The 26966-nt window shown below is 64.4% G+C and carries 25 protein-coding genes; 13 read left to right on the top strand and 12 right to left on the bottom strand.

The genetic code is table 11. The annotated features are described in order from the left end of the window. Positions 1-72: 72 nt before the first annotated feature. Positions 73-411 carry a BON domain-containing protein gene (locus tag FQ755_RS07105; protein ID WP_144152543.1) on the top strand — a complete coding sequence of 113 codons (339 nt, stop codon included), beginning with the start codon at positions 73-75 and terminating at the stop codon, positions 409-411. Positions 412-685: 274 nt separating this feature from the next. Here the strand turns inward: FQ755_RS07105 and FQ755_RS07100 are convergent, their stop codons facing one another. Then, positions 686-1138, bottom strand: coding sequence for a PA2169 family four-helix-bundle protein (locus FQ755_RS07100; RefSeq protein ID WP_144152541.1), 453 nt, complete (start codon positions 1136-1138; stop codon positions 686-688). A 475-nt stretch (positions 1139-1613) separates the two neighbouring features. On the opposite strand from FQ755_RS07100, the gene FQ755_RS07095 reads away from it, so the two are divergent. Continuing rightward, on the top strand, positions 1614-1856 hold the full coding sequence (locus FQ755_RS07095; protein WP_144152539.1) for a hypothetical protein: 243 nt from the start codon (positions 1614-1616) through the stop codon (positions 1854-1856). A gap of 156 nt (positions 1857-2012) precedes the next feature. On the opposite strand, the gene FQ755_RS07090 is transcribed toward FQ755_RS07095, so the two are convergent. The 4 genes from FQ755_RS07090 to FQ755_RS37205 form a co-directional block, all read right to left on the bottom strand. Further along, the gene (locus FQ755_RS07090) at positions 2013-2597 is read right to left on the bottom strand and encodes a glycine zipper domain-containing protein (protein WP_144152537.1); all 585 of its coding nucleotides are present in this window, start codon (positions 2595-2597) and stop codon (positions 2013-2015) included. A 51-nt stretch (positions 2598-2648) separates the two neighbouring features. After that, complete coding sequence (locus FQ755_RS07085; protein WP_144152535.1) at positions 2649-2984, bottom strand: DUF1488 domain-containing protein; 336 nt, start codon at positions 2982-2984, stop codon at positions 2649-2651. Positions 2985-3254: 270 nt separating this feature from the next. After that, positions 3255-3806 (bottom strand): type 1 glutamine amidotransferase domain-containing protein, encoded by a 552-nt coding sequence (locus tag FQ755_RS07080; RefSeq protein WP_144152533.1) that lies wholly within the window; start codon positions 3804-3806, stop codon positions 3255-3257. Positions 3807-3925: 119 nt separating this feature from the next. After that, the gene (locus FQ755_RS37205) at positions 3926-4258 is read right to left on the bottom strand and encodes a chemotaxis protein (RefSeq protein ID WP_186308438.1); all 333 of its coding nucleotides are present in this window, start codon (positions 4256-4258) and stop codon (positions 3926-3928) included. Positions 4259-4591: 333 nt separating this feature from the next. Here FQ755_RS37205 and FQ755_RS07075 point away from each other — a divergent pair, with 333 nt between their 5' ends. Continuing rightward, positions 4592-5896 carry a DNA topoisomerase IB gene (locus FQ755_RS07075; RefSeq protein WP_144152706.1) on the top strand — a complete coding sequence of 435 codons (1305 nt, stop codon included), beginning with the start codon at positions 4592-4594 and terminating at the stop codon, positions 5894-5896. A 128-nt stretch (positions 5897-6024) separates the two neighbouring features. Beyond that, the gene (locus FQ755_RS07070; protein WP_144152531.1) at positions 6025-6699 is read left to right on the top strand and encodes an HAD family hydrolase; all 675 of its coding nucleotides are present in this window, start codon (positions 6025-6027) and stop codon (positions 6697-6699) included. Between the two features lie 100 nt (positions 6700-6799). On the opposite strand, the gene FQ755_RS07065 is transcribed toward FQ755_RS07070, so the two are convergent. Beyond that, positions 6800-7378, bottom strand: a complete 579-nt coding sequence (locus tag FQ755_RS07065; RefSeq protein WP_144152529.1) for a hypothetical protein — start codon at positions 7376-7378, stop codon at positions 6800-6802. Positions 7379-7772: 394 nt separating this feature from the next. Here FQ755_RS07065 and FQ755_RS07060 point away from each other — a divergent pair, with 394 nt between their 5' ends. The 4 genes from FQ755_RS07060 (at position 7773) to FQ755_RS07045 (ending at position 10824) form a co-directional block, all read left to right on the top strand. After that, positions 7773-8264 (top strand): PRC-barrel domain-containing protein, encoded by a 492-nt coding sequence (locus tag FQ755_RS07060; protein ID WP_144152527.1) that lies wholly within the window; start codon positions 7773-7775, stop codon positions 8262-8264. Between the two features lie 60 nt (positions 8265-8324). Beyond that, positions 8325-8738: a DUF3175 domain-containing protein gene (locus FQ755_RS07055; RefSeq protein ID WP_144152525.1), complete on the top strand. Its 414-nt coding sequence runs from the start codon at positions 8325-8327 to the stop codon at positions 8736-8738. A 93-nt stretch (positions 8739-8831) separates the two neighbouring features. Beyond that, complete coding sequence (locus FQ755_RS07050) at positions 8832-10157, top strand: cation:proton antiporter (protein ID WP_144152523.1); 1326 nt, start codon at positions 8832-8834, stop codon at positions 10155-10157. 106 nt (positions 10158-10263) lie between these two features. After that, entirely contained in the window at positions 10264-10824 is a 561-nt protein-coding gene (locus FQ755_RS07045) for an FUSC family protein (RefSeq protein WP_144152521.1), read from the top strand. Between the two features lie 99 nt (positions 10825-10923). On the opposite strand, the gene FQ755_RS07040 is transcribed toward FQ755_RS07045, so the two are convergent. After that, entirely contained in the window at positions 10924-11979 is a 1056-nt protein-coding gene (locus FQ755_RS07040) for an aldo/keto reductase (protein ID WP_144152519.1), read from the bottom strand. Positions 11980-12239: 260 nt separating this feature from the next. On the opposite strand from FQ755_RS07040, the gene FQ755_RS07035 reads away from it, so the two are divergent. Together FQ755_RS07035 and pdeR are read left to right on the top strand one after the other, a co-directional pair. Continuing rightward, complete coding sequence (locus FQ755_RS07035; protein WP_144152517.1) at positions 12240-16778, top strand: DEAD/DEAH box helicase; 4539 nt, start codon at positions 12240-12242, stop codon at positions 16776-16778. 174 nt (positions 16779-16952) lie between these two features. Continuing rightward, on the top strand, positions 16953-18956 hold the full coding sequence (pdeR, locus tag FQ755_RS07030; RefSeq protein ID WP_144152515.1) for a cyclic di-GMP phosphodiesterase: 2004 nt from the start codon (positions 16953-16955) through the stop codon (positions 18954-18956). Positions 18957-18969: 13 nt separating this feature from the next. Here the strand turns inward: pdeR and FQ755_RS07025 are convergent, their stop codons facing one another. The 3 genes from FQ755_RS07025 to FQ755_RS07015 all read right to left on the bottom strand — a co-directional run bounded on the left by FQ755_RS07025 (position 18970) and on the right by FQ755_RS07015 (position 22920). After that, on the bottom strand, positions 18970-19848 hold the full coding sequence (locus FQ755_RS07025) for a crotonase/enoyl-CoA hydratase family protein (RefSeq protein ID WP_144152513.1): 879 nt from the start codon (positions 19846-19848) through the stop codon (positions 18970-18972). A gap of 347 nt (positions 19849-20195) precedes the next feature. Next, positions 20196-21299 (bottom strand): malate/lactate/ureidoglycolate dehydrogenase, encoded by a 1104-nt coding sequence (locus FQ755_RS07020; protein WP_144152511.1) that lies wholly within the window; start codon positions 21297-21299, stop codon positions 20196-20198. A 157-nt stretch (positions 21300-21456) separates the two neighbouring features. Then, a complete protein-coding gene (locus FQ755_RS07015; RefSeq protein WP_144152510.1) occupies positions 21457-22920 on the bottom strand; it encodes a M20 family metallopeptidase in 1464 nt (487 codons plus the stop codon). Between the two features lie 190 nt (positions 22921-23110). Between FQ755_RS07015 and FQ755_RS07010 the strand changes: the two genes are divergently transcribed. The 3 genes from FQ755_RS07010 to FQ755_RS07000 all read left to right on the top strand — a co-directional run bounded on the left by FQ755_RS07010 (position 23111) and on the right by FQ755_RS07000 (position 24619). After that, the gene (locus tag FQ755_RS07010; RefSeq protein WP_144152508.1) at positions 23111-23419 is read left to right on the top strand and encodes a superinfection immunity protein; all 309 of its coding nucleotides are present in this window, start codon (positions 23111-23113) and stop codon (positions 23417-23419) included. Positions 23420-23510: 91 nt separating this feature from the next. Further along, entirely contained in the window at positions 23511-24143 is a 633-nt protein-coding gene (locus FQ755_RS07005) for a LysE family translocator (RefSeq protein WP_144152506.1), read from the top strand. A 5-nt stretch (positions 24144-24148) separates the two neighbouring features. Next, positions 24149-24619 carry a GNAT family N-acetyltransferase gene (locus FQ755_RS07000; RefSeq protein WP_222105721.1) on the top strand — a complete coding sequence of 157 codons (471 nt, stop codon included), beginning with the start codon at positions 24149-24151 and terminating at the stop codon, positions 24617-24619. Between the two features lie 52 nt (positions 24620-24671). On the opposite strand, the gene FQ755_RS06995 is transcribed toward FQ755_RS07000, so the two are convergent. Together FQ755_RS06995 and FQ755_RS06990 are read right to left on the bottom strand one after the other, a co-directional pair. Next, positions 24672-24956: a YodC family protein gene (locus FQ755_RS06995; protein ID WP_144152504.1), complete on the bottom strand. Its 285-nt coding sequence runs from the start codon at positions 24954-24956 to the stop codon at positions 24672-24674. A 478-nt stretch (positions 24957-25434) separates the two neighbouring features. Next, positions 25435-26955, bottom strand: a complete 1521-nt coding sequence (locus tag FQ755_RS06990; RefSeq protein WP_144152502.1) for an MFS transporter — start codon at positions 26953-26955, stop codon at positions 25435-25437. Positions 26956-26966 lie beyond the last annotated feature (11 nt).

The raw sequence follows: 26966 nt of genomic DNA, 5'->3' as shown, positions 1-26966 counted from the left end.
CGGGCTTCTGTCGCGATCGACCGCCCTGGTAACAAGACCGCATCTCTTATCAACAACACGAAGGAGCAAAATATGAAGACCCTCCAACTTATCAAGGCAGCCGGCGGTATTGCGTGCGTCGTTTTCGCCCTTAACGCTACCGCTCAAACCAATAGCTCCGCGCCGTCGGCATCTTCGGAAACCGTCGGCCAGCACGTTGACGACGGCACGATCACCACCAAGGTCAAGGCTGACCTGCTGAGCGCGAGCAACGTCAAGTCGACGCATATTCACGTGAAGACCCGCAACGGCGTGGTGTGGCTGACGGGCACGGTGCCGAGCTCGGACGACAAGGCTGCCGCCGCAGAAGTGACGCAAAACGTCAGCGGCGTGCAAAGCGTCAAGAACCGCCTGAAGGTGGTGGCGGACTAAGCATTTGGCGGATGCGCGGCATCGGCCTTAGGTCGATGCCCGCTCTGCCGCTTGCAAGCATGCCGTAAAACAGGAGGCCGTTCGCGTATTGCGGGCGGCCTTTTGCGTTTGGGGTCCTTAATGTTTTGCGTTCTTAACGTTTTGCGTCCTTGACGCCATCCCAACCCAAGCGTCCAACGGTAAGCACAACGCAAGCGCGCCGCGCCCGGATCAAAGCGGCGCGGCGCAATACGGCGTAGTGCGGAAAACTCAGTCGGTCACTTGGTGACGCGCGTTAGCTACGCGCGGCCTTGAACTGATCGCGCAGATCGCGGATGCGATCATGGTTTTGCAGCACGCCCTGGAACTGCTTCTCGACGACAATACGCACGTCAGCCGGCAATTCCTTCTCGAGCGCGTCGTGATAGCGCTTCTTGGCGACATCCTCGCCCTTTTCACAGTCTTCGAGAATCGCGTAATCCGTGCGGCCGGCCACCGCCGACTTCACGTCGGTCCAGCCCCGATGCAGCGCGCCGCTTACCGTGCCGCCGGTTTCCGGCTTGCCGCCCAGATTCTGGACGACGTCCTGCAACTCGCGCGCGCCGCGCGAGCAATCTTCTGCCCGCGACATGAACAGCGACTTGAGTTGCGTGTCATGCGCGTCTTCGGCTGCCTTGCGAAAACCACGCTCACCGTCCTTCGATGTTTCGACCAGATCGTTCAAAACGCTCGTCACGTTAGTAGACATTTCATTCCTCCGGGGTTTCATAGTTCATGGAGGCCACTGCCGGTAGCAGCGACTCTCCTCTTAACCCGCATGCCGCATGCCTGGGTTTGCATCCGCGAGGCGCCGCTGCCGTTGGCTGCCATGTCGCCAAATGCCGGCGTTGAATGCAGGCGTCGAATGTCGGACGGTACTACTCCAGCGCGCCGGCATTTGGCACCTCGTCGGTAAACGCATTGGCTAAAACTGGCCAGGCTCATTAGCCGAACTTACCCGGCCAAAGTAAATGTTTGCGGTTGCGGCGGTCATGCGCCACCGGCAAAAATCCGCGCAGACCGGCCCGCCACGCGCCTCCACGCGCTTGCGCATGGGATTCCCACGAATGGCACAGATGTTGCTGTATTAGTCCTGCCCACCTCGGTGCGAACGTCTCGATTGACGGCCTCTCGCATCCAAATCGAAAAGTAATGGGCATGCAACGTCGACAAGGGAGTCCATCATGAAGAAGATCAGGAGAGCCGAGTTTTTGCTGGCGGTGGCGATTGTCACGTCGGCTGCAGTGATGCAGGTCCGCGAATATGTACTAAGGACCACTGCTCCCCATGATGCCGTGCAGACGATGTCTTGCGGCGCGAAACACGACGGCCTCGCCCCGGCATCCTGCGCGGCCGTGCGCGGTGAACGGCCGGTGGATGGCGGCGGCGCTCAGCCGCGCCAAGCAGCCCTGCGCATCTGGGTGTGAGAATGGGGCTTCAAGCGGGCTTCAGGCTGGCTTGCAGGTCAATTGAAATCAGACGTGCGGCGGCCGCAGATTCGGGCCGCCGCAGCTTTTGATACTTAGATTAAGGGCGATCCGTGGACAAACCGGTCGCCCTCTGAAAAACAGCCGCCCGCTTGCTTAAGCGTGCTTCTCGTTAAGTTCAGGAATGGTTTCAGGCGGACGGGTCGGGTCGAAATCGGCCCAGCGCCCTTGTTGCCAGCGACCCGTCGCGCGTTCGACGGCCATGCCGCCGGCGTCGCGCAAAATGCGGCCCGCGTCGTACTGGCTGGCCTGCGTGACGTGCACCGCCAGCAACACGCCCGAGTCGCGCGTCGCGCCCTCATCCGGCTCGGCGCGCCGGCCCAGCTTGCCGCCCATCCGCGTATGCGACATGGCGCCGACCAGTGAGCCGATATACGCCCCCACCCCCGCCGCGATCACCGACACCAATACCGGCGCCGAAAACACCGTAAAAATGCCGACGCCGATGGCCGCGCCCACCACCGCGCCGATCGTCACGCCCTTGCCTGCTCCCTTGGGCGCGTGAATGGAGCCGGCGTCCGTGGCGGTATCGCCGCCGATCGGATAACGCGCGTGCTGCCCGGTTGGGTTGACGAAGAACAGCGTCACGTCCTCATCGGCGAAACCGCTGTTGAAAAGACGCTGCGCGGCAGCTTCAGCCGTCGGGAACGTCGTAAAACGCGCTGCGACGATCAGTGACATAAGACCTCCTTTCATCGCGAAAAATGGTTGCGGACACATCCATGTCCACGGCTAGCGGTGTCCCGGCTCCATGCCTTCGACCCGGAACAATCCGCTGTGCAGCACGACGCCTTCGCCGTCGCTGCGGTCCAGCTCTTCCGCGCAAACCGAACGGATCCGGCCGCGGCCCTGCTCGAATGCCTTGAGCAACACGTCTTCGAGTGCCGAAGGCGCGCCGAAATGATCCTCCAGCGCCTCGGCCGTGATCGCGCAGACCACCGGCTCGCCGTCGACCTGCGCCGTGAACTGCACGGTCAGGCTCGAACCATTGAAGTCCGGTTCATCGTCAGGAAAAGTGATGCGCATGGTGGCGTCCTCATAAGCCGGGCGCGGCAGAATCGCGTTCATGATCGAGCCGTCCTGGTTGTCTCGGCGTGCACATCGCCCGGCTTCCTCATGGCAAGCGCGTCTCCGGCGAGCAACACGGCATCGCGTCCCTGCGCGGCAGTCATGGCTTGTACGGAATACCGGAATCTCATGCACTTTCTCCCTGGTTAATCGTCATGCTGGACGTCCTGCTGCGGGTGCTGCCCGTATGCGGCGAGCCGCACACAAGCAGCAGCCCTTACGTCCGTCCTCTGTCGGGCCGAATTGCACCCAATTGCGCCGAACACGCGCTCACGCCGCCTTACGCCTGGCGAGTTGCGCGATCAAGGTTTTATTGAAGGCCGGCAAATCGTCGGGCTTGCGGCTGGTGATGAAGTTATCGTCTTCCACCACTTCCTGATCGACCCACGTGCCGCCGGCATTGCGAATGTCGTCCTGCAGACTCGGCCAGCTCGTTACCGTGCGACCCTTGATGATGCCGGCCGACACCGGCAGCCAAGTGCCGTGACAGATCACCGCAATCGGCTTGTGAGCGCGATTGGCTTCCTTGACGAAGGCCTGCGCCTGCGGCAACAGGCGAATCGCGTCGCCGTTTACCACGCCGCCCGGCAGGACGACCGCGTCGTATTCGGCGGCGGTGGCCTTGTCGAAGGTCGAGTCAACCGCCACGGCATTGCCTTTGTCGACGCGCTTGAAGCCCTGAATCGTGCCGGGCTTCGCCGAGATGACGTGGACCGTCGCGCCGGCTTCGGCGAGCGCGCGTTTCGGCTCATCCAGCTCGGCCTGTTCGAAACCGTCCATTGCGAGAACCGCTACCTTGCAGCCTTGAAGTGAGTTGGCCATGTGTATTTCTCCTTTACGAGCGTGAAAGTGGATTCAATCGATGCCATGCGGGGCATCGTCTCGACTTCGTGTTCGCTCCATTTAACGAGCTATCGAGCAAGACATATGCCTGTGTCGCGTCAGGTGTTCCCGGGGCCCGGCTCGTCATCGGGCGCGAACGGATCGATGACGCGGTCGGGTTCGATGTCCGCGTCGGCGGCCAGATTGGCGTCGCCGTCGGCCGAGGCGCGCTCGCCGGTGCCGTGGCGGTCCGTGTCGCTGTCCAGCTCGGCATCGCCGGTTTCGAGCGCGTGATTGTCGAGTTCGGAGTCGACGTCGAAGGTGTGACGGCGCGCGCCGGCGGTATCGCTGCCGCTATCCGACGAGTCGCTCGGGCCTAATGCGCCGGTCGTGCCGGCGGTTTCGCGGACCTGGTGTTGCGGTTCGTCATCCGTATTCAATGTGCTGCTCATTTCGACCTCCATGGGTTTCGACATCTGCCATCGAGTGCCGCAAGGAGTGTTCCGGGGGAACGAAACGCGGCTGAGTCGCGGTGTCGCCGGTTCTGTCCCACGGCGCCGGGAAGGAGCACGAGTTAGCGCCCGGCAAGGCCGCAAGACGTAGGGTATTGAGTCGGGTATTGAGCTTGCTTGTCGAGCTTAGGCATCTGGATGTGCGCGGCGGCGCGCAAAAAGCCATTGCGCGAATATTTCCGCGAGAGCAACCGCGAAAACAACGCGAGCGCAATGGCGACCGCTCCACGCATCCTTTACATCATTCGACCGGTACTCATTACACGTAAAACCATGACCGCCTCGCCACGAACCGCCCGCTCCCCCTCAGCCACCGAAGCATCTGCGGCGCCGCATGCCACGATGCCAGGCGGCTTGCGTCACGCCGACGAGACGCGTCCCGGCTTCACGCGCAAGAAACTCAAGGACGGCTTCGCCTATTTCGACGTGAAGGGCGCGCGCATCGACGACGCCGACGAGATCGCCCGCATCAACGCCCTCGCCATTCCGCCTGCTTACGAAGATGTGTGGATCTGCCCTGACTCGCGCGGTCACCTGCAGGCAACCGGCCGCGACGCGCGCGGGCGCAAGCAATACCGCTATCACCCGCTCTGGCGCGATACGCGCGACGCCGACAAATTCGAGCGCCTCGCCGCCTTCGGCCGCGCCTTGCCGAAAATCCGCGCCCGTGTAGCACGCGATCTGAAACTGCCGGGCATGCCTTGCGATAAGGTGATCGCGGCCGTGGTGCAGTTGCTCGACTCGACGCTCATCCGGGTGGGCAGCGTCGAATATGCACGCGAGAACCAGTCGTATGGACTCACCACGCTGCGCAAAAAACATCTGAAGGTCGAAGCGGGTAAAGTGCGCTTCCGCTTTCGCGGTAAAAGCGGCGTCGAACACGACGTGACCATCGACGACGCGCGCGTCAAGCGCATCGTGCTGCGCTGCGCGGAATTGCCGGGACACGACCTGTTCCAGTATCTCGACGACGACGGCACGCGCCACACGGTCGGCTCCGCCGATATCAACGACTACCTGAAGCGCGCCAGCGACGCCGATTTCACCGCCAAGGATTATCGAACCTGGGCCGGCAGCGTGTACGCGTTCGCTGCCTTGCGGCGGCTGCTGTGCGAAAGCGCGGCAGAGGCGCGCCGGCAGCTCGTCGCGACGGTCAAGGAAGTGGCCGCGCTGCTGCGCAATACCCCTGCCGTATGCCGGCGTTGCTATATCCATCCTGCGGTGATTGCCGCATTCGAGGCCGACGAGTTGCAAGGCCTTGCCGATTGCAGACCAAGGCGCGGCCTACGGGTCGATGAAGCGGCATTCGCCAGCCTGCTTGCCAGCACCGCGAAACAGGCGGCGCGGCAAGCGGCCAACGATGCCCGCAAACGTGGACAGCCTTCGCGTTCGCGCGCCGCAGGCGCGAATGGCAGCGCAACGGCAACGCAGGCGGTTGCCGACGAAAAACTCACAGCACTCCTGACCAAATCGCGCGCCAGAAGAAAATCCTCCGGCGCAACGGGCGCGGCGCGCACGACGCGTGTGCGCAGTTCCGCTCACACCGGACCGAGGCAAAGCGGGCAGAGAGGGATGTAAAACGAGGACGTGCAAAAGGACGCCTCAACGGTCGCCCCCGAAACGCGCTATTAGGTGCACCATACCTAGGGTTTGATTCCCCCCTCGCCGGCTCCCTGGCCTGTCCATCCCTTCCCGGAGGAAACATCATGCGCATTGAAACGGCCTTTCTTTTCGACCTCGACGGCACACTCGTCGACAGCGTGTATCAGCACGTCCTGGCCTGGAAACAGGCGCTCGATCAGGCAGGCATCGAATTGTCGGTGTGGCGCATCCATCGCAAGATCGGCATGAGCGGCGGGCTGTTCACTCATCAGTTGCTGCGCGAAACCCAGAGCGAGCTGAGCGCCGAACGTATCGAACAGTTGCGGCAGGCGCACGCTCAGGCGTATCGCAGTCTGGGCAGCCAGGTGCGGCCCTTGCCCGGCGCCCGCGAACTGCTCGCCGCGCTGACCGCAAGCGGCACCCGCTGGGCGATCGCCACCAGCGGCCGGATGGAAACCGCCGCGGTGAATCTGGCCGCGCTTGGCGTCGATCCGGAGAAGGCGATTGTCGTGACACGCGACGATGTGAAGTATGCGAAGCCCGATCCCGACCTGTTCATTGCCGCCGCTCATCGGCTGGGTGCACCAATCGAGCAGAGCGTCGTGGTGGGTGACAGCATCTGGGACATGCTCGCCGCGCAACGCTGCCGCGCCTTGGGCGTGGGCCTGCTATCCGGCGGTTATGGCCAGGATGAACTCGAACGCGCCGGCGCGCTGCGCGTCTATGAAGACCCGGCCGACTTACTGCTGCATCTCGACGAGGTCGCCGCGCGGCCGTAGCACGAGCGGCCCGTTACGGGCCGGCGTGGCTTGGTGCGGTTGGGTCATGCGGTTGGGTCGCCCGGTTCGGTCACGCGGTTGGCGTCATACATCAGGACAGTCACCACGGGCTGCAAGGTGCGATCAGCAGCATGGCGACATCCGTGCCGACGAGGCCGAGCATGAACATGGTGCTGGACATGGCGCAGATTCGCGCCACGAACCAGTCGCGCTCGGCGCGCGTGCCGCGCAGCGCCGACGGAAAGCGCCAGGGAATGTCTGCCGTGCGCCGCAGATTGCGCCAGGCCACATAGGCGCCCACGCCGCCGAACAGCAGGCAAAACACGCTGGCGACGGCCACCGTGGCCGGCGTCCACGCGATCGAATGCACGACGAACACCGGCCCGCCCACTGGGCAAGCGTCGCCGAGCACCATTTCCGCAATCGCCACCTGGGCGAGCCACGCCAGCGGCGCAAGCAGCAGCGCGATCAGTATCTGCGTGCCGCTGATCTGCTGCGCCGCCGCTTGCGATGTACCCGACAACGCCCCCGAAGACGTGCCTGACTCGCGGGCCGAGGCTCGGGCCAAGGCTGATTCGCGCTCCGCGAACGGGCCAGTCGCCTGCGGCTGGGAATCGCCGTCACGGCCCGTGGCGCTGTGGCGGGAAGGTGCGCGCGAGTGGAGTCGTTCCGCGGTCATGCTGATTCCGGTAAAGATGCTGAGAGTTGGTGGGATATCACTGCCGGGTGCAGTTGCAGCAAGAATTGGGCCGAATTCGCAGGCGATTGAATAAGTCGCCGCCCCAGCCGGCCCGCCGGAGCGTTGTTGCGGGCTTGGGACGCCCTCGCGCCACTGCTGTGTTAAGGACGGCGCGCAACAATTGCAATTGCGCGGCCGCTTTTTACGCGCGCTTTTGACGGGTTAAGTCGCCCACCGGCCGCGCCGGCTCGCGCGCGGCGGAGATCGACGGCGGACAGTCGGCGGCCTGCCACTTCCATCGCCCCCCAATTTCCATCCATAACCCGCCCCATCCTGAAGGAACGCCCATTGCTGTGCCGTAAGCACCATTCGCCGATTTACAGGGAGGCACATCATGAACACAGTCAATCAGACGGGCGCCGGCGCGAAGATCGTCGGCAAGGGCAGCCAGACGGCTGAGGGTCCGGGACCGGACGTGATGGCGGCCGCCACCCTTGACGGCAACAAAGTGCTGAGCAGCGACGGCGACGACGTCGGCAAGGTCAAGGACATCATGCTCGACGTGCGCTCGGGGCGGATCGCCTACGCGGTGCTGTCGAGCGGCGGTTTCCTCGGCATCGGCGACAAGCTGCTGGCGATTCCCTGGCACGCGCTGACGCTCGATACCGAGCGCAAGTGCTTCCAGCTCGCCATGACCTCGGAGCGCATCAAGAACGCGCCCGGCTTCGACAAGGACCACTGGCCGTCGATGGCCGACCAGACCTGGGCCACCTCGGTTCATCAATACTACGGCAGCGAGCCGTACTGGGGCCGCGACGATCTCGGCGTGCGCGCGATTCCTCCGGGCAGCTCGGACGCGCCCGAAGCAGGCGGCGTCAAGCTATGACGACGGCTGTAACGACGGGACCATTTCACTGCAAGCACCGCAACAAACAGGAGGCGAGCCATGACAACCCGAAAACCGAAGCACCCCGCCGCCCGCGCGAAGTCGGGCCGCCCGCCGCGCCAGCGCCATGCCCAGGCTCACGCGAGCCGCGCCGCCAAAACCGGCGGCGGTAAAAGCGGCGGCAAAAGCGGCGCGGGCAAGACCCAACGCTGGTCGCATCAGGTGATGGAAACCAGCGACGCAATGGACCTCGAAGCCGATATCTTCAAGACCGGCAGCGCGGATTCCATCGCGCAGTCGCTGAAGCAGTCTTCGACGCACAGCAAGCGCCGCAAGGGCACACCGTTTCAGTCCGCGATGTCGATGCTCAATTTCTATATCAACCGCGCCGGCCGCAATCTGCCGAAAACCCGCCGCGCCACGCTGGAGCAGGCCAAGCGCAAATTGCGCATCGCCTTCGGTCGCTCGCCTTAAAAAAAGCGGGCGCCTGTCTGCCGAACCCGTCAAGATGGGCGGATCAGCAGGCAGCCCGGCCCGCCGACGAACCTATAGGCCCCCACCCGGCTCATGCCCGATACCGAAACTCTCTGGTTCCTGATTGTCGGCAGCCTGCTCGTCTTTATGGGCATTGCTGCAACCACCTTTCGGCGGCTGCCCATCAGCGCCGCCATGTTCTATCTGGCGATCGGCTTCGCACTCGGCCCCATCGGGGCGCGGCTGCTGCATCTGGATCTGATCGCCGATGCGCATTTGCTGCGGGTCGTCACCGAGATCGCCTTGCTGGTATCGCTGTTCACCATCGGCCTGCGCCTGCGCGTGCCGGTGTTCGACGCGCTATGGTGGCTGCCTCTGCGGCTCGGCGTGCCGGCCATGCTGGTGACGATCGGGCTGTTGGCGCCGTTCGGCGTGTACGTTCTCGGGCTGGCGTGGGGACCCGCCCTGCTGCTCGCCGCGATTCTGGCGCCCACCGACCCCGTCCTCGCGCACGACGTCCAGGTGCACGACCCCGGCGACCGCGACGTGCTGCGTTTCGCGCTCTCCGGCGAAGGCGGCCTGAACGACGGCATCGCGCTGCCGTTCGCGCTGCTGGGGCTCACGCTGTGCGCCAACTCGCCCGGTTCCACGGATATGGGCCTGACGTGGCAATTTGCCGGCGGCACGCTGTGGGGCATCGTGGGCGCGGTCGCTATCGGCGGCCTGCTGGGCTGGGCCACCACGCACGCGGTCACCTGGCTGCGCACGCATCATGCGCAGGCGCTCGGCCTCGAAGGCTTCTTCGCGCTGGGACTCATCGAGCTGTCGTTCGGCTGCGCGCAACTGGCGCATACCTATGGATTTCTCGCGGTGTTTGCAGCGGGCGTCGCCATGCGCCGCGTCGAGCACCAGGCAAGCGGCGAGCGCTCGCCGCGCAGCACGATCGGCAGCGTCGACTCCGAGGACGTCGTAGCGACCGCCGCGGACCCCGACAAGGCTCATGCATATATGACCGAGTCGGTGCTGGGTTTCACCATCGAACTGGAGCGGATCGCCGAAGTCGCCATCATGGCGATGATCGGCAACGTGCTCGCCAATCTGCGCGTGCCGTTTTTTACCTGGTCGAGCGCCGCGCTGATCGTCGCGCTATTCGTGGTCATCCGGCCGGCTGCGGTCGAACTATCGTTGCTCGGCTCGCGCGCCTCGCACGCGCAACGCCGCCTGATGAGCTGGTTCGGCATCCGTGGTATCGGCTCGTTTTACTACCTCGCCTATGCACTGGAGCACGGCCCGACGGCCGCGGTCCTGCCCTTGCTGCCGCTCACACTGGCGGTCGTGACCGCCTCGGTGTTCGTGCACGGCGTATCGGCGACGCCCTTGATGAACTGGTACCACCGGGGGCGTAGCGGGCAACCATGAAACGCCTTGAGCGCAAGCTAATCGCATGCCGTGCCTGCGCGCGAGTCGCTAGAATAGGCGGTTGGCTTCGGCGCAACCGCGCCAGAACACCCTGATAAAAGACACCATGACGGACTCTTCCCACGCGCGCCGCATCGAACGGATGCGCGACGCGAATTCGCTGTTCGCGTTTTTGAAATCGTTGCCGCTGCCCGACCGTCTGGTCGAAGGCTGCGTCATGGCGTTGCAGGCGGTGGCGGGCGCCAGCATCGCGTTTACGCTCGCCAATCATCTGCACGCCGAGCAGCCGTTCTGGTCCGCCATCACCGCGATCGCCGTGAGCCAGCACAGCTATGTCGACACGCGCAAGCTGTCGCTCGATCAGTTTATCGGCGCCATGGTCGGCGGCGTGTGCGGACTCGCCGGCGCGGTATTGGGCGGCGGTCATTTCATTGCTTATATGTTGACGGTCGCGGCGGCGATCGTCTTCTGCTGGGTCGGGAATATCGGCAGCGCGGCGCGTCTTGGCGGCATCACCGCGACGATCATGTTGCTGGTGCCGCGCATGGGACCGCCGTGGGAAGTCGCGCTGGAACGCCTCGGCCAGGTGACGCTCGGGACGGTTTGCGCGTTGATGGTGTGCGGGCTGATTCGCCTCGTCGAACAGCGCTGGTTCGTGAAGACCTAGACGAACGGCACCCTCTCGATTCAGAGCGACGCGAGCGGCGGCGGCCTGCCAATGCCTTTAATGCCGCCCGCGCCTTCGCCTGAAACAGACGCCCTCACCTTACTTCACCGAACGACGCTCGCTCTGCTGCAATTGCGCCCGGCGCGGCTCGCCCTGACGTTCGAGCATCCAGCCCGGGTACTCCGAAGGCAGCGTGCTGACCGCATTCAGCTTCGCCAGTTCGTCCGCGTTCAGTTCCACCTTGGTGGCGGCGATATTGTCGTCGAGCTGTTCCACTTTCTTCGCGCCGACGATCACCGTCGTCACCGCGCGCTGATGCAGCAGCCACGCCAGCGCGATCTGCGCCACCGACACGCCTTTCGCCTCGGCGATGCCGCGCATCGCATCGATACAGTCGTAGGCACGTTCGCGATTCACCGGCGGGAAGTCGAAGGTGTTGCGGCGGCTGCCATCCTCGCCCTGCTGCTCGCGGCCATACTTGCCGCTTAGCAGACCGCCCGCGAGCGGACTCCACACTATCAGCCCGAGCCCTTCGCTGTGCAGCATCGGCACCAGCTCGCGTTCGAGATCGCGGCCCGCCAGCGTGTAATACGCCTGCAGCGTTTCGAAGCGCGCGAGGCCGAGGCGCTCGGAGATGCCGAGCGCCTTGACGATTTGCCACGCCGCCCAGTTCGACACCCCGACGTAGCGGACATGGCCATGCTGCACGAGTGTGTTGAGCGCCCGCATGGTCTCTTCGATCGGCGTGGCGGGATCGAAACCGTGAATCTGGTACAGATCGATGTGATCGAGTTGCAGCCGTTTGAGGCTGGCCTTGACGCCGTCCATGATGTGATAGCGCGAGGCGCCACGCGTATTCGCGGAGTCCGCCGTCGCGCCGAACACCTTGGTGGCCACCACCACCTGGTCGCGCGGCACCTTGAGGTTCTTCAGCGCGAGACCGGTGATCTGTTCGGATAAACCATTCGAGTAGACATCGGCGGTATCGATGAAGTTGATGCCGGCATCGAGCGAGCGTCCGACCAGACGCTCGGCATCGGCCTGCTGCAGATCGCCGATTTGCCGCCACATGCCTTCGGTGCCGCCGAAAGTCATGGTGCCGAGACAGAGTTCAGAAACAAACAGGCCGGTACGGCCTAGCTGGTTATAGCGCATCGTTAAGGCTCCGACTGGGGTGAACAATCCAACGAGGATACTGCACAGGGAAAAATCCGGCAGCCGAATTGCCGGTCTGGCAAACGTGCGTCAGTCCCTCATCAAAGACGGCAATAGCTACTCACGGCGCATTGCCTCCCCGTAAAATCCAGCAAAATCTGCCGTTCACACCGCGTGAAACTCCGTGGCATGCCGGGTAAAAACCTGCGAGACTGAACTCTGCTATTTTCTGCGGCGCATCGTGCGCCACACCTCTGGATATGGCCCGTCGCGCCCCCACCTACGGCAGCATGACTCCCGCCTCTCCCCCGCGCGGCGTGCTGGACAGCTTTCATCCAGCGGTTGCTGACTGGTTCCTGAAAACGTTTCCGGCGCCGACGGACGCGCAGCTCGCCGCATGGCCGCCGATCCGCAGCGGGCGCTCGACACTGGTCGCCGCGCCCACCGGCTCCGGCAAGACGCTGACGGCGTTTCTGTCCGCGCTCGACGACCTCGTCCAGCAAGGTCTCGCCAACGGCGGCGAGCTACCGGACGAAACGCTGGTGGTGTACGTGTCGCCACTCAAGGCGCTTTCCAACGACATCCGTCTGAACCTGCAAGTGCCGCTGGAAGGCATCGCCGCCGAACTCAGGGCACGCGGCCTGCCGCCGCTCGATATCCGCACCGCCGTGCGTACCGGCGACACCACCCAGCAGGAACGCACCGCGCTGCGCAAGCGCGCGCCGCACATTCTGGTGACCACGCCGGAATCGCTTTATGTCCTGCTCGGCTCGGATTCGGGACGGCGCATGCTGGCCACCACGCGCACGGTGATCGTCGACGAAATCCACGCGCTAGCGGGCAGCAAGCGCGGCAGTCACCTCGCGCTCAGCCTCGAACGGCTCGATGCGCTGTGCGGGCGGCGCCTGCCGCGTATCGGCCTGTCGGCGACGCAAAAGCCGATCGAAGCGGTGGCGCGTTTTCTGGTGGGCGGCGCGAGCGTCACCAGCGCCGCGCCGGTGGATTGCGCGATCGTCGACGTCGGTCATGTGCGCCCCCGCGACCTCGCGCTGGAGATTCCGCCGGTGCCGCTCGAAGCGGTCATGGCCAACGAAGTCTGGGAGCTGGTCTACAACCGGCTCGCCGAACTGATCGCGCAGCACCGCACCACGCTCATCTTCGTCAACACGCGCCGCATGGCCGAGCGCGCCGCGCGCCATCTCACGGAGCGGCTCGGCAAGGACGCCGTCGCGGCCCACCATGGCAGCCTCGCCAAGGAACATCGCTTCGACGCCGAGCAGCGTCTCAAGCGCGGCGAGCTGCGCGTGCTGATCGCGACGGCATCGCTAGAACTCGGCATCGATATCGGCGACGTCGATCTGGTCTGCCAGATGGGCTCACCGCGCGCCATCGCGCCATTCCTGCAACGCGTCGGACGTTCCGGACACCACGTGGGCGGCATGCCGAAGGGGCGCCTGTTTCCCACCTCGCGCGACGACCTGATCGAATGCGCGGCCCTGCTCGATTGCGTGCGGCGCGGCGAACTCGACGCACTGCAGATTCCGCGCGCGCCGCTCGATGTGCTGGCCCAGCAGATCGTCGCCGAAGTCTCGAGCGCCGAATGGAGCGAAGATGCGCTGTTCGACCTGATGCGCGGCGCCGCGCCTTACGCCGATCTCGAGCGCGACCAATACGACGCGGTGCTGCGCATGCTGGCGGAAGGCTACACCAGCCGCCACGGTCCGCGCGGCGCGTGGCTGCATCGCGACGCCGTCACGGGCACGCTGCGCGGCCGGCGCGGCGGCAAGCTGGTCGCGGTGACTTCGGGCGGCACGATTCCCGAGAACGCCGACTACGCGGTGATCCTCGAACCGCAGGCCGTGAATATCGGCACGGTCAACGAGGACTTCGCCGTGGAGAGCCTCGCGGGCGACGTGTTTCAGTTGGGCAACGCGTCGTATCGCATCCTGCGCGTGGAAGCGGGCCGCGTGCGGGTGGAGGATGCGCAAGGCCAGCCGCCCAATATTCCGTTCTGGCTCGGCGAAGCGCCGGGACGCAGCGACGAACTGTCGTTCGGGGTCGCGCGGCTGCGGGCGCAGATGGATGCGTTGCTTGCGGATGATGATGTCGTTGCGCCAGTTGAAGCCTTGGCGGCAAGCGCAACGGCAGCCAGCGCGTACCCCTCCTCGCCGCTGCACGACGTCGCCGTGGCCGAGGCGCCCGCCCGCATGGCGGCGTCGAACACCGCGCGCCTCGACCGCGCGATTCACTGGATGACCGCCACGCTCGGCCTCGACGAAGCCGCCGCACGCCAGATCGTCGAATATCTCGCCCGCGCCCGCGCCGCCCTGAGCGCGCTGCCGACGCAAAACACCCTCGTCATGGAGCGCTTCTTCGACGAATCGGGCGGCACACAACTGGTGATTCACGCGCCGTTCGGCAGCCGCGTCAATCGCGCGTGGGGCCTCGCGCTGCGCAAGCGTTTTTGCCGCACCTTCAATTTCGAATTGCAGGCAGCCGCGACCGAGGACGCCATCATCCTCTCGCTGACCGGCAGCCACAGCTTCGCACTCGATGAGGTGTGGCGCTATCTGCACTCGAACAGCGCGGAACATCTGTTGATCCAGGCGCTGCTCGACGCGCCGCTGTTCGGCGTGCGCTGGCGCTGGAACGCGACCACGTCGCTGGCCTTGCCGCGTTACAGCGGCGGGCGCAAAACCGCGCCGCAGATCCAGCGCATGCGCAGCGAAGACCTGCTGGCGTCGGTGTTTCCCGATCAGGCGGCGTGCCTGGAGAATATCGTCGGCGAGCGCGAACTGCCGCATCATCCGCTGGTCGATCAGACCGTCGACGATTGCCTGCACGAAGCCATGGACACCGAAGGTTGGCTGAGCCTGTTGCGCCGCATGGAGCGGGGCGAGGTGAAACTGGTGACGCGCGAATTGCCGGCGCCCTCGCCGCTCGCGGCCGAGATCCTTACCGCCAAGCCCTATGCCTATCTCGACGACGCGCCGATCGAAGAGCGCCGCACCCAGGCCGTGCTGAACCGGCGCTGGTCGGATCCCGCGTCGGCGGACGACCTCGGCGCACTCGATGCGGACGCGATTGCCGGCGTGCGCGAGGAAGCCTGGCCGCAGCCGCGCGGCATCGACGAAATGCACGAGGCGCTGACCGGCCTTGGCTGCATCACCGTGGCCGAGACGCAGCAAAATGCGAACTGGCCGGAATGGCTCGACGCGCTTGCCGAGGCGGGACGCGCAAGCCGCCTGCACACATCGGGCGGCGCCGAACTCTGGCTGGCGGCCGAACGCCTGACCTGCCTGCAGGCCATCTACCCGGACGCCAGTTTCGAGCCGCCCATCGCCGCGCCCAAGGGTTTCACCGCAGCCTGGAATCACGACGAGGCGCTCGTCGACGTCGTGCGCGCGCGCCTGACGGGATTCGGCCCGCTGCCGGTGGCGGATGTCGCCGACGCGCTGGCGGTGCCGGCCGCTGCGGTCGAGCGCGCCCTGACCGCACTCGAAGCGCAAGGCTACGTGATGCGCGGCCGCTTCACGCCGGGCGCCTCCAGCGAGCAATGGTGCGAACGCCATCTGCTGGCGCGGATTCATCGCTATACCGTGCGGCGCCTGCGGCGCGAGATCGAACCGGTCGAGCGGCACGATTTCATGCGCTTCCTGTTCGAGTGGCAACATCTGACGCCGGGTACGCGCGGCGAAGGACGCGACGCGCTCGCGGGCGTGCTCGATCAGTTGGCGGGTTTCGAAGCCGCGGCCGCCGCCTGGGAGGAAGACATCCTGCCGGCGCGCCTCAAGGACTATTCGATCAGCTCGCTTGACGAACTGTGCCGCTCGGGAAAGCTCGTCTGGACGCGTCTGACCGAACGCATGCACGCAGGCGGTGCACCGGTACGTAGCACTCCGATCGTTTTGTTGCCGCGCCGCGACGTCGGCTTATGGAGCGCGCTGATCGACCAGGCGGAACAGCCCACACTGTCGGCGCGCGCGCAAAGCGTTTATGACGCGCTCACGCAACACGGCGCGATGTTCTTCGACGAACTGCAAGGCGAGACGCGTCTGCTCGGAATAGAACTGGAAAATGCACTCGGCGAACTGGTAGCGGCGGGACTCGCGAACTCGGACAGTTTTGCCGGTTTGCGCGCCTTGCTGAAGCCGGCCGCGAAACGCCAGGCGCATCACAATCGCCGGCGCCCGCGCGGCGGCGCACCGATCGGCGGCATGGACGACGCGGGCCGCTGGGCGCTGGTTCGGCGGCGCAGCGTGACCGTGGTGGATACGGGCGATAACGCATCGGCGGGGAGCGCGCCGGCGGCCGCGCTTGCCGCCAAAAGCTCGCGGCTCGCGCCCGAGGTCATTGAACACGTCGTGAAGACTTTGTTACGCCGCTATGGCGTGGTGTTCTGGCGTCTGCTTGCGCGTGAAGCCGAATGGCTGCCGCCGTGGCGCGATCTGCTGCGGATCCTGCAACGCCTCGAAGCACGCGGCGAAGTGCGCGGCGGCCGTTTTATCAACGGCCTGTCGGGCGAACAGTTCGCGCTGCCGGAAGCCATCCCGCTGTTGCGCGAGGTGCGCCGTCACGCCAACGACGGCGCCTATGTCTGTGTGGCGGCCACCGACCCGCTGAACCTCGTCGGCACGTTATTGCCCGGCGACAAGGTGCCGGCGGTAGCGGGCAATCGCGTGCTGTATCGGGATGGCGTGGCGGTGGCCACGCTAGTAGCGGGCGAATTCATTTATCTGACAAATAGCGAAGCGCCCATACGGGAACAGATGCGCACCACCCTGGCACGCCGTTATTAAAGTTTGGGGTTATCTAAAGATAAAAGATTGCCTTGCCGTTAACGTTTATGACCGCGAGTGCATTCCGCCTGGATACAATGAAGCACAACATTCATCCGATGTAGACTGTTTGCCATCCGCCAGCCGCCGGTTCACGCTGTCGGCCCGCAAGCCACGACTTGCCCGGGAAACGCTATGAACGACGACCAACACGACCAGGTGCTTTATGCCCAGTTCGGCACAAGCAGCCCTTGCTGGCGTTTGTCCAAAGACAGCAACGCACTCGAACTCACGCCTGTCACCGGCGCTATTCCAGCCAACGCCGCCATTCCGCTCAATCCGCAGCAGGCCGCGCAGATTCGCCGCCTCGCCGGCGTCACCTCGCATCTGTTGCTCGACGTGCGTCTGTTCGGCGAGCCGCTGCGGCTGCATCTGGTCGGCAAGAAGCTGAGCAGCAATCTCTGGGCGGGTACGGCTTCGGCCTATGAGGATACCGAATCAGTCGCGCGCGACCTGGTTCATGGCTTGTCGTTTGCCGAGCAGGTGGTGTCGGAAGTCAACTCGGTCGTGGTGATCGTCGATCGTAATGGCCGTATACAACGCTTCAATCGCCTCGCCGAAGAACTCACCGGCATGAAAGAGGAAGACATCGTCGGGCGCAGTGTGTGGGCGCTGTTCATGTCATCCGAAGCCGGCGCGGCGTCGAGCCAGAATATTGCCGGGTTCTTTAACCGTGGCGTGTCGTATGAAGTCGAACGCTGGGTCAAGACCGTCCACGGCGAGCGGCTGTTCCTGTTTCGCAACAAGTTCGTGCAGAGCGGCAGCGGCGTCGACGAGCAGTTCCTGATCTGCTCCGGCACCGACATCACCGAGGAACGCCGCGCCCAGGAACGTCTCACCGAACTGGCGAACACCGATTCGCTCACCGGTCTGGCCAATCGCAACGCGATCCAGGACAAGGTGCGTGCGGCGATTGCGAGCGCGGCGCCGAACGAGTCGGTCGGCATCCTGTTCCTCGATCTGGACAACTTCAAGAAGGTCAACGACCACTACGGCCACGTGTTCGGCGACCGGCTGATCAAGGACGTTTCGGCGGCCATCAGCACCTGCCTGAACGAAGGCGATACGCTCGCGCGGCTGGGCGGCGACGAATTCATCGTGCTGGCCGCGACCGGCACCGTCGAGTCGCTCGAAGCCACCGCGCAACGTGTTATCGAACGCCTGCGCACGCCCTTCAGTCTCGGGCTCGTGGAGGTCTACACCGGCTGCTCGATCGGCATTGCGCTGTGCCCGGAACATGGCGACAGCCTCGAGTCGCTGATCCGTTCGGCGGACACCGCGATGTACGTCGCCAAAGACGAAGGCAAGCGCACCTACCGGGTGTTTTCGCAGGAGATGGACCGCAAGGTGGCCGAGTACATGTGGCTCGACACCAATCTGCGGCGTGGTCTCGAAGAAGGCCAGTTCACGCTGTTCTATCAACCGAAGCTCTCGCTTTCCACCGGCGTGGTGCATGGCGTCGAAGCGCTGATCCGCTGGAATTCGCCGGAGCGCGGCCAGATCATGCCCACGGAATTCATTCGCTATGCAGAAGAATCCGGGCTGATCGGCCATCTCGGCCGCTGGGTCATGCAAACCGCGGCCATGCAGGCGGCCCGCTGGAAAGCCGCCGGCCACAATCTGCGGGTGGCGATCAACGTCTCGGCACGGCAACTGGTGGATACCGCGGTCGTCAGGCATTTCGCCGAGGCGTTGCAACAGGCCGGGCTCGATCCGTGCCTCGTCGACCTCGAACTCACCGAAAGCTGCCTGATCGAAGACGAAGCAGCCGCGATCGAGCTCATTACGCAATTCCGCCAGCTCGGCGCGCAGGTGCATCTCGACGACTTCGGCACCGGCTATTCGTCGTTGTCGCAACTCGGGCGCATTCCGCTGGATGTCATCAAGCTCGATCGCAGCTTCGTCCGCTCGATCAACGAAAATTCCAAATCGCAGGCGCTGGTGCGCTCGATGGTGGCGGTGGCCCAGGAGCTGAATTTCAAGGTGGTCGCCGAAGGGATCGAAACGGAAGCCGAAGAAGCGTTTATGAAGGGGCTTGGCGTGGAATACGTGCAGGGCTTTCTGTACGGCCAACCCATGCCGGCCGCCGAATTCGAACAGTGGCTGCGCGAGCGGCAGAAGCTCAGGCTGATCGCCTGAGCTTCCACCCGTTTCAGGCGATGCTGGCGCTATTCTGGCGCATCGTCGCAGTGCGGCGGTTCTGCAACATGACAAGCCGCTCCATGAAGGCCAGATCCTTTTCCTCGATGGTGAAGGCGGCCTCCACCCAGTCCTCGGTAATTTCCATCAACTCGGCGCGCGAAAGTTGCAGCACCCGCTGGCGCGCCCGCAGCATGGCGCGAATGCCGTTCATCTTCGGGCGCAAGGTGTCGATGAATGTGCGGGTGGCCACATAAGCCTCGCCCGGCTCGAACAACTGGTCGACGAGCCCTCTGCTCGCGTACCACTCCGCCGTGTGCGACTCGCCCACGCCGATCAGCTCTTCAGCGAGACGCATGCCGGCCCTGCGCGCCACCAGCGAATAGCCGCCCATGCCGGGGAACAGATTGAAGGCGATCTCCGGAAAACCCATGCGCACGTCGTTCTGCGCCAGCAGGAAATGATGCGCGAGCGCGGCTTCGAAGCCGCCTCCCAGCGCGGTCCCCTCCACCATCGCGATAGAGATTGCACCGGTGTCGAAGCCGCGCGCTGCTGCATGCACGCAATCGACGCAGGCCCGCGCATACGCCATCAACGCCTGGCGCCTGCCGGCGCGGATCGTCTCCGCGAAGAAGTCGAGATCGCCGCCGACGTTGTAGATGGATGGGACCAACGAGCCGGTGACCCAGAAATCGATCGGCAGACCCGAATCGCGTGCGGCCTGGGCGAGTCCCAGAATATCGTGTACCAGCTCGAGGTTGAAACAGGGACGGGGTTGTGCGCGCAACATCATCCACATGACGTTGCGCCCTTCTTCGTAGTAGGCCGAAATTTGCGAAAGATTCCCCGCTTCGAGGAACGGACGGCAGGCGTGATGACTGTGAAGATTCATTTTGAACGGTCCTTTAAGGTTAAACGGCGGTCATGCAAGTCGAGCCTAAAGCAGACCTGAATAAGCGGGGAGCGGCTTGCTAACGGACGAACGCAAGTTGTCCTTGCGAAGCCGCGAAGGGTGATTTAAGGAGTGGTTTGAAACGCAGAAAGGATTTGACTGGCGCAAACGATTGCCCGTGGAAGGCATGCGTTCAGCGATGCGCCGCAGGTGAATTTGCTACGGATTCCGGAATTTATTGCCGGAAATAAAAGCGGCGGTAAAAAGTTACCGCCAGCGTAGACGAGCGGAATTTTGCGGATGGCGTGTGGCGTGGCGGCATGCCGGCGGAAGCGCCGGCAGCGTCGTTATTGCAGATGCTTCGACCAGCGCTCGACCTGCTGTTCCGGCATGCCGACAGCAAGCGCCGCGTCGTTGATCTGCTGCCAGGTCGCGGGGTCGATGGGCACGCCCTGCGCCTCACGCTCAGCGCGGATAGCACGCTCGGGTTCGCCCGGCGCCTGGATGTGATCAGTACCCGCGGCAAGCGGCGAGGCCTTCACCCAGTCGAGAAACGCCTCGGCTTCAGCTTCGGCATTGGGTGCATCGAAGGCGGCAGGATTGATGACGACCGACAGCATGCAATTGATGATGGCGTGGTTGGCGCCGAGTGTATCCGCATGCGTCGTGAAACCGCCGGACAGGGCGCCGCCGAATATCTCGCACATCGCCGCGAGCCCGAAACCCTTGTGGCCGCCGAATGGCGTCAACGAGCCGAGCGGCGGTTCGATCATGGTTTTCGGTTCGAGCGTGGGACGCCCTTCGTGGTCGATCAGCGCTCCGGGCGGCACCTGTTTGCCCTGGTTATACGCGACCCGCACCTTGCCGAAGGCCACCGCGCTAGTGGCGAAGTCGAGCACGAGCGGCGGCTTGCCGCTGCGCGGAAAAGCGGCGCAAAACGGATTGGTGCCGATACGGCGGTCGGTGCCGCCGAACGGCGCGACGAGCGGGTCGCCCGCCACGTTGACGAAATGAAACGAGACGAGCCCCGCACGCGCGCATTGCTCGGCCCAGTGACCGATGCGGCCAATATGATGCGCGCCGCGCAGCCCCACCGCGCACACCCCGAGGCGTTTGGCGCGCTCGATGCCGTGCTCCATCGCCTCATAGGCAATCACCTGGCCGAAGCCTTTGCCGCCGTCGATGGTCAGCACCGCGCCCGCATCGCGCGCGACTTGCGCGTGCAGATTGAGCTTCAGCTCGTGGTCGCCGAGCGAGGCCACATAACGCGGAATCATGCCGACGCCATGCGAATCGTGACCGGTGAGATTGGCGGCCAGCAGATGGTCCGCGACCAGTTGCGCCTCGTGCGGCTCGCTGCCGGCTTGCTCCCAGATGGCGCGCACGTAGTCGTGCAGGGTGGCGGACGGAATTCGCAGCGGAGACGGGTAGCCAGGACGGGGATCGTTCATTCGCAGTATCGGTGAGCAGGGTTGGATCGGCACACGCTTCTACATCGCGCCGGCAGCGGGTCTACGGTGCCGGAGAACTACGGCCTCAGCCAGGGCCGAGGGGCGGCGCAACGGCGGCCGGCCCTGGCTGAGGCATACAACAGCCGTCAGATCCCGGTCAGGGCGCCGCGGCGATCACGTCGGCAACCGTCGAGGTGAGCTTCTTGCCATACGGCACATGCAGGAACTCGTTCGGACCGTGCGCGTTCGACTTCGGTCCGAGCACGCCGCACACCATGAATTGCGAGTGCGGGAAGCCTTCCTTGAGCACGTTCATCAACGGAATCGTGCCGCCCTGCCCCATGTACGCGCAGTCCGCGCCATAGTGTTGACGCGACGCGTCGTTCAGCGCCGTAGCGAGCCACGGCGCGAGATCCGGCGCGCTCCAGCCGGTGGCTGCGCCGGCATCCGGCTTGAACGTGACCTTGGCGTTGTACGGCGGGTCGAACTCAAGCAATGCTTTCAGTTCGGCCACGGCCGTGGCTGCATCGAGCAGCGGCGGCAGGCGCAGCGACAGCTTGAACGCGGTACGCGGACGCAGCACGTTGCCGGCGTCGGCGATGGCCGGCAAGCCGGCCGCGCCCGTCACCGACAGCGACGGCCGCCACGTCGAATTGAGCAGCGCCTCTTTCGGATCGGTGGTGGTAGGCAGGACCTGGCGGCCGTCCTGGCCGCACGCCCACGGAATCTTCTTCCAGACGTCGTCACCCAGAATGCGGGCGGTCGCCTCCGCTTCGCGCAGACGGTCGGCCGGAATCGGACAATGGAAACCCTTTGGCAGCAGATTGCCGTTCGCCGAATCTTCGAGGCGGTCGAACAGTTGCCGCATGATGCGGAAGCTCGATGGCGTGATGCCGCCATAACCGCCCGAGTGAATGCCTTCGTCGAGCACGTGCACTTCGAGGTCGCCCGCCACCAGGCCGCGCAGCGACTTGGTCAGCCACAGTTGATCGTAATTGCCGGCGCCCGAGTCGAGGCACACCACCAGCCCGACTTTGCCGAGCCGCTCGCGCAGGGCATCGACATAGGGCAGCAGGTCGTAGCTGCCCGACTCCTCGCAGGTTTCGATCAGGCCGACGCAGCGCGGCCGCTCCACTCCTTGCGCGTCGAGCGCGGCGAGCGCCGTGACGCTTGCATAGATGGCATAACCGTCATCCGCGCCGCCACGGCCGTACAGCTTGCCGTCTTCCAGTTTCGGGGTCCACGGGCCGAGGTCGTTGCGCCAGCCGTCGAATTCGGGCTGCTTGTCCAGATGGCCATACAGCAGGATGGTCTCGGTGCTGCCCGAACGGGTAGCCGGCGTCTCGAAGAAAATGACCGGCGTGCGGCCCGGCAAGCGGACCACTTCCAGCTTCAAACCTTTGACCGGCTGCTGCTCGGCCCATTGCGCCGCGTCCGTCACCACGCGGTCGATATAACCGTGCTTGACCCAGTCCGCGTCGAAGCCCGGGCTTTTGGCGGGGATGGCGATATAGTCGGTCAGCGCCGGCACGATCTCGTCGTTCCACTTGCGCTCGACAAACTCGCGCAGCGTGTCATGGTTGATCTGTTTGGCCTGCTGGGTGGTGTCGTCGGAAATCATGTCGGCTGTCCGGTCGGTCGGTCAAAACGCACATGATAGACCTCTACGGTGCCGGCCTGAAGCCCCCGTTCGGCTAATCGGCCGTTTGGCGGCTGTTTGGCGGCTGTTTGGCGTCGCACCACAACCGGCTGCGCAAAAGCGCCATTCGCGCGACAATCGTAAGGAATCACACTACGCATGGAGAACCGCGATGGGAACCAGCACGGTTGTTCAAGCCGTAGCCGCGGTGGTTGCACTGGGGTCGTACTTCCTGCCCGCCATCCTCGCCGACCGCCGCAAACGCCACGACGTGCTGACGCTCGCCCTGTTCAACGCCTGCCTCGGCTGGACCGGCTTCGGCTGGCTCGCCGCGCTCTACTGGGCGCTGCAGCCTAACCCGCCGAAGGACGTCGCCGTCGAAGTGCTGCAAACGCGGCGCACCGTCACGATGCGCAGCTTTTCCGTCGCGCTGGTGCAGCGCGTGCAAAACCGCGCCTCGCGCAACAAGAACGGGCGCTAGGCGCCAGGCGCAACCGCAGTGCCGCCGGCCCCGGTGTTAGTACCGGGCCGGCTGTAATCATCCGTTATCGTTATTTCCATGGAGCCCTGCAATGCCTGAACTCGCCAAACTGCTCACCTTTGGCCTCGTCTCACTCGGAATGGCGCTAACGCCCGGCCCAAACATGCTGTACCTAGTCTCGCGCTCGATCTGCCAGGGTCGTACCGCCGGCCTGATTTCGCTGGGCGGCGTCGCGCTCGGCTTTGTCTTCTATATGTTGAGCGCGGCGCTCGGCATCACCGCCCTGCTGCTGGCCGTGCCGTTCGCCTACGACGCGCTGCGTTTCGGCGGCGCCCTCTATATGTTGTGGCTCGCCTGGCAAGCCGTCAAACCGGGCGGCCGTTCGCCGTTTCAGGTCCGCGATCTCCCCGCCGACAGCCCGCGCAAGCTGTTTGCAATGGGTCTCGTCACCAATCTGCTGAACCCGAAGATTGCGGTGCTGTATCTGTCGCTGCTGCCGCAGTTCATCGAACCGCAGCGCGGCCACGTGCTGGAGCAGTCGCTGGTGCTGGGGGCGGTGCAGATTGCCTTCAGCCTGACGATCAACGCGATGGTCGCACTGATGGCCGGCTCGATCGCGGTATTTCTCGCCAGGCGGCCGGCGTGGATTCTGCTGCAGCGCTGGCTGATGGGCACCGTGCTGGCAGGCCTCGCCGTGCGCATGGCTACGGAGGCGCGGCGGTGAATGGACTGCACACGCGCCCATTGACGGCGGACGACCTCGAACTGATCTGCCGCCATCGCTATGCAATGTTCCGCGAGGCCGGCCGCGAACCGGCCGTGCTCGATCGCATGACGCCCGCCTTCCGCGCCTGGCTGCAGCCGCGCCTCGCCGATGGGTCGTACTTCGGATTTATCACGCTGGATGGCGATACGCCGGTGGCCGGCATCGGCTTGATGGAAATCGACTGGCCGCCGCATCCGCTGCACCCGGAACAGGACCGGCGCGGCTATGTGCTGAATGTCTATGTGGAACCGAGCCACCGGCAGCGCGGCATTGCGCGGGCGCTGATGGATCGGGCCGAGGCGGCGTTTAACCAGCGCGGCGTGTCGTACACGATTCTGCACGCCACGCAGATGGGGCGCCCGCTTTATGCGGCACTAGGCTGGACACCCACCACGGAGATGGCCAAAGCCATCGACGCGCCGTCTGCGGCGTGAGATCGGATCAACCGGGTATCAAATAGCCAGCCCGACGGGCCGGCATGGCGCCCTAGCCGTGCTGCACGGCGCGACCGCCGAAACGGCCGAGGTGAACCGAACCGGGCGGGATGGAACGCGGTTCGAGCCGAACCTGCTCCGGCTCGAACATTTCCTGGCGCAGTTCGCCATGTTCGTCGAACCATTGGCACAGCACGCCGTCACCGGTTGTCAGCGCAACGGGGCCGACATAGGTTACCGTCATGCGCGGACCGCCCGATTTGAGCGTAACCACGTCGCCGACGTTCAGCGGCGCAATGGACGGTGTATCGAATGCATCGAGGGTGGCGGTCAACATATCAATCCCCGGGACGAAAGCGTTGGAGTGTTTTAACCCATTGTCTCAGACAGGTGGCTGGCAAAAGATTTAAAAAGTTTGCCAAGATTAACAATCGAATTTAGTCCCTGCAAGTGATTTTTATCGATACCGTTTTCATCCATCAGGGAATTGGAATTCGGTCATCGGCTCAGCGGATGAAACAATGCTCATACGGCGAAACCCCTATCCCATCTGGGGTTTCAGGCACCCTTCAGACGCTTTCAGCAGAACAATTTACGCAAGACTTAATACATGAAAGTAAAACATGCCGGGCATTGTCAGGCCGCGAAAGCTATTTGAATCATCGGCGCGTTTTTATCAGATCATTATTGTTGGAATCACCCATAAACGGGCCGATCATCCATGAATGCCCCAATAATGCGAGGCGCTGCATTATTACGGTGCAATGAAATACCCTAAAATTGCCGCAGGTATTTGCCGCCGCAATAGCGGTGGATTACGCCGCGCGCCGTAATTCGGTTTGCTGATGACGTACTAGCAGCACACTGAGCCCGATACACGTCAGCATTAGCAACGCATTAATGCCAAGACTGAACTGAAACGCGTGCGCATAGGCGCCGGGCGAGGCGCGTCCGCCCAGCACGCCGAAAAACGCGCCACTGATTGCTGCAGTGCCGAATGCCGAGCCGATCTGCAAGGTGGACGTAACGACGCCCGACGCGAGCCCCGCCTTCTCCGGCGCGACTTCCATGAGGACGATGCGGGTAATCGACGGCAGCAGCAGGCCCTGACCGACGCCCGCGCAGACCAGCCCGCAGTAAAACGGCAGGTCCGGTGCGGGAGCGTAGGTGGCGGCCCAGCCGGTCAGCGTGAAACCCACCGTCATCATCGCAAAGCCGAGCGTCAGCACATGCTCGCCGATGCGCCGCACGACCGCCGGCGACGTCAGCGGCCCCACCACGAAGCCGATCGCAAACGGCATGATGGCGATGCCCGAGGCGAGCGGCGTCCAGTGCAGGCCGGTTTGCAGGAAGATGCCGTAGGTCAGGAAGAATGCGCTGTTGCAATAGAACAGGAACGCGAGCACAAGGCCGAGCGCGAACGCGCGATTGCGAAACAGTTGCAGATCGACGAGCGGATGGCCGCCGCGCCGCTCCACGCGCCGCTCCGTGGCGATGAAAAGCGCCAGCACCGGCACGCTCGCCGCGAACATTGCGAATGTCCAGGCCGGCCAGCCGGCTTCGCGGCCATGCGTCATCGGATAAATGATGAGCAGCAGCAACAACGAAAGCAAAGCCACGCCCTTCAGGTCGACACCGGTGCGCACGGCAGGCTGATTTTCCGGCACGAATTTCCAGCTACCGATGAAGGCGAGAATGCCCACCGGAATGTTGATCAGAAAAATGACGCGCCAGTCGAGGCCGAACGGCCGATAGGTGATCAGAGCGCCGCCGCCGAGTTGCCCGACGATCGACGAGAGCCCGAATACGAAGCCGTAGAAACTCATGACGCGGGTCTGCTGGGACAGCGGCACGACCGCGCGAACCGTCGCCAGTACCTGCGGCGCCATCACGGCCGCGGCCATGCCTTGCACGATGCGGGCAATCACCAGCATGTGCCCGTTCGGTGCAAAACCGCACAGCGCCGACGCCAGCACGAAACCCGCCATGCCGGTCATAAACATGCGGCGGCGGCCGAACAGGTCGCCGAGGCGCCCGCCGGTAATCAGCAGCACCGCGTATGCCGAGGCATACGCGGAGACGATCAGTTGCAGTTGCGCATCCGTGGCGCCGAGCCCGGTATGAATAGCCGGCAGCGCCAGGTTGACAATGAAATAGTCGAGCGGCGCGAGAAACGCTCCGACGAACAACACGGCGAGCGCGAGCCCCTGCCGCTCGGGACGCGGCGCGACGGCGGCTGGGCTTTCTGTCACGACAGCGGCCGCCGCGACGGCTGCCTCTGGCTGGCCGGGAACGGCGAAGGCCGCCGGCGTGGATTTGACGCATTCACTATTCATGACCAACCGTT

Source organism: Paraburkholderia sp. BCC1885 (genome assembly GCF_900996235.1).
GTDB lineage: Bacteria > Pseudomonadota > Gammaproteobacteria > Burkholderiales > Burkholderiaceae > Paraburkholderia.
Note: the sequence above shows the minus strand (reverse complement) of the source record. Positions and strands in the feature narration are given on the sequence as shown.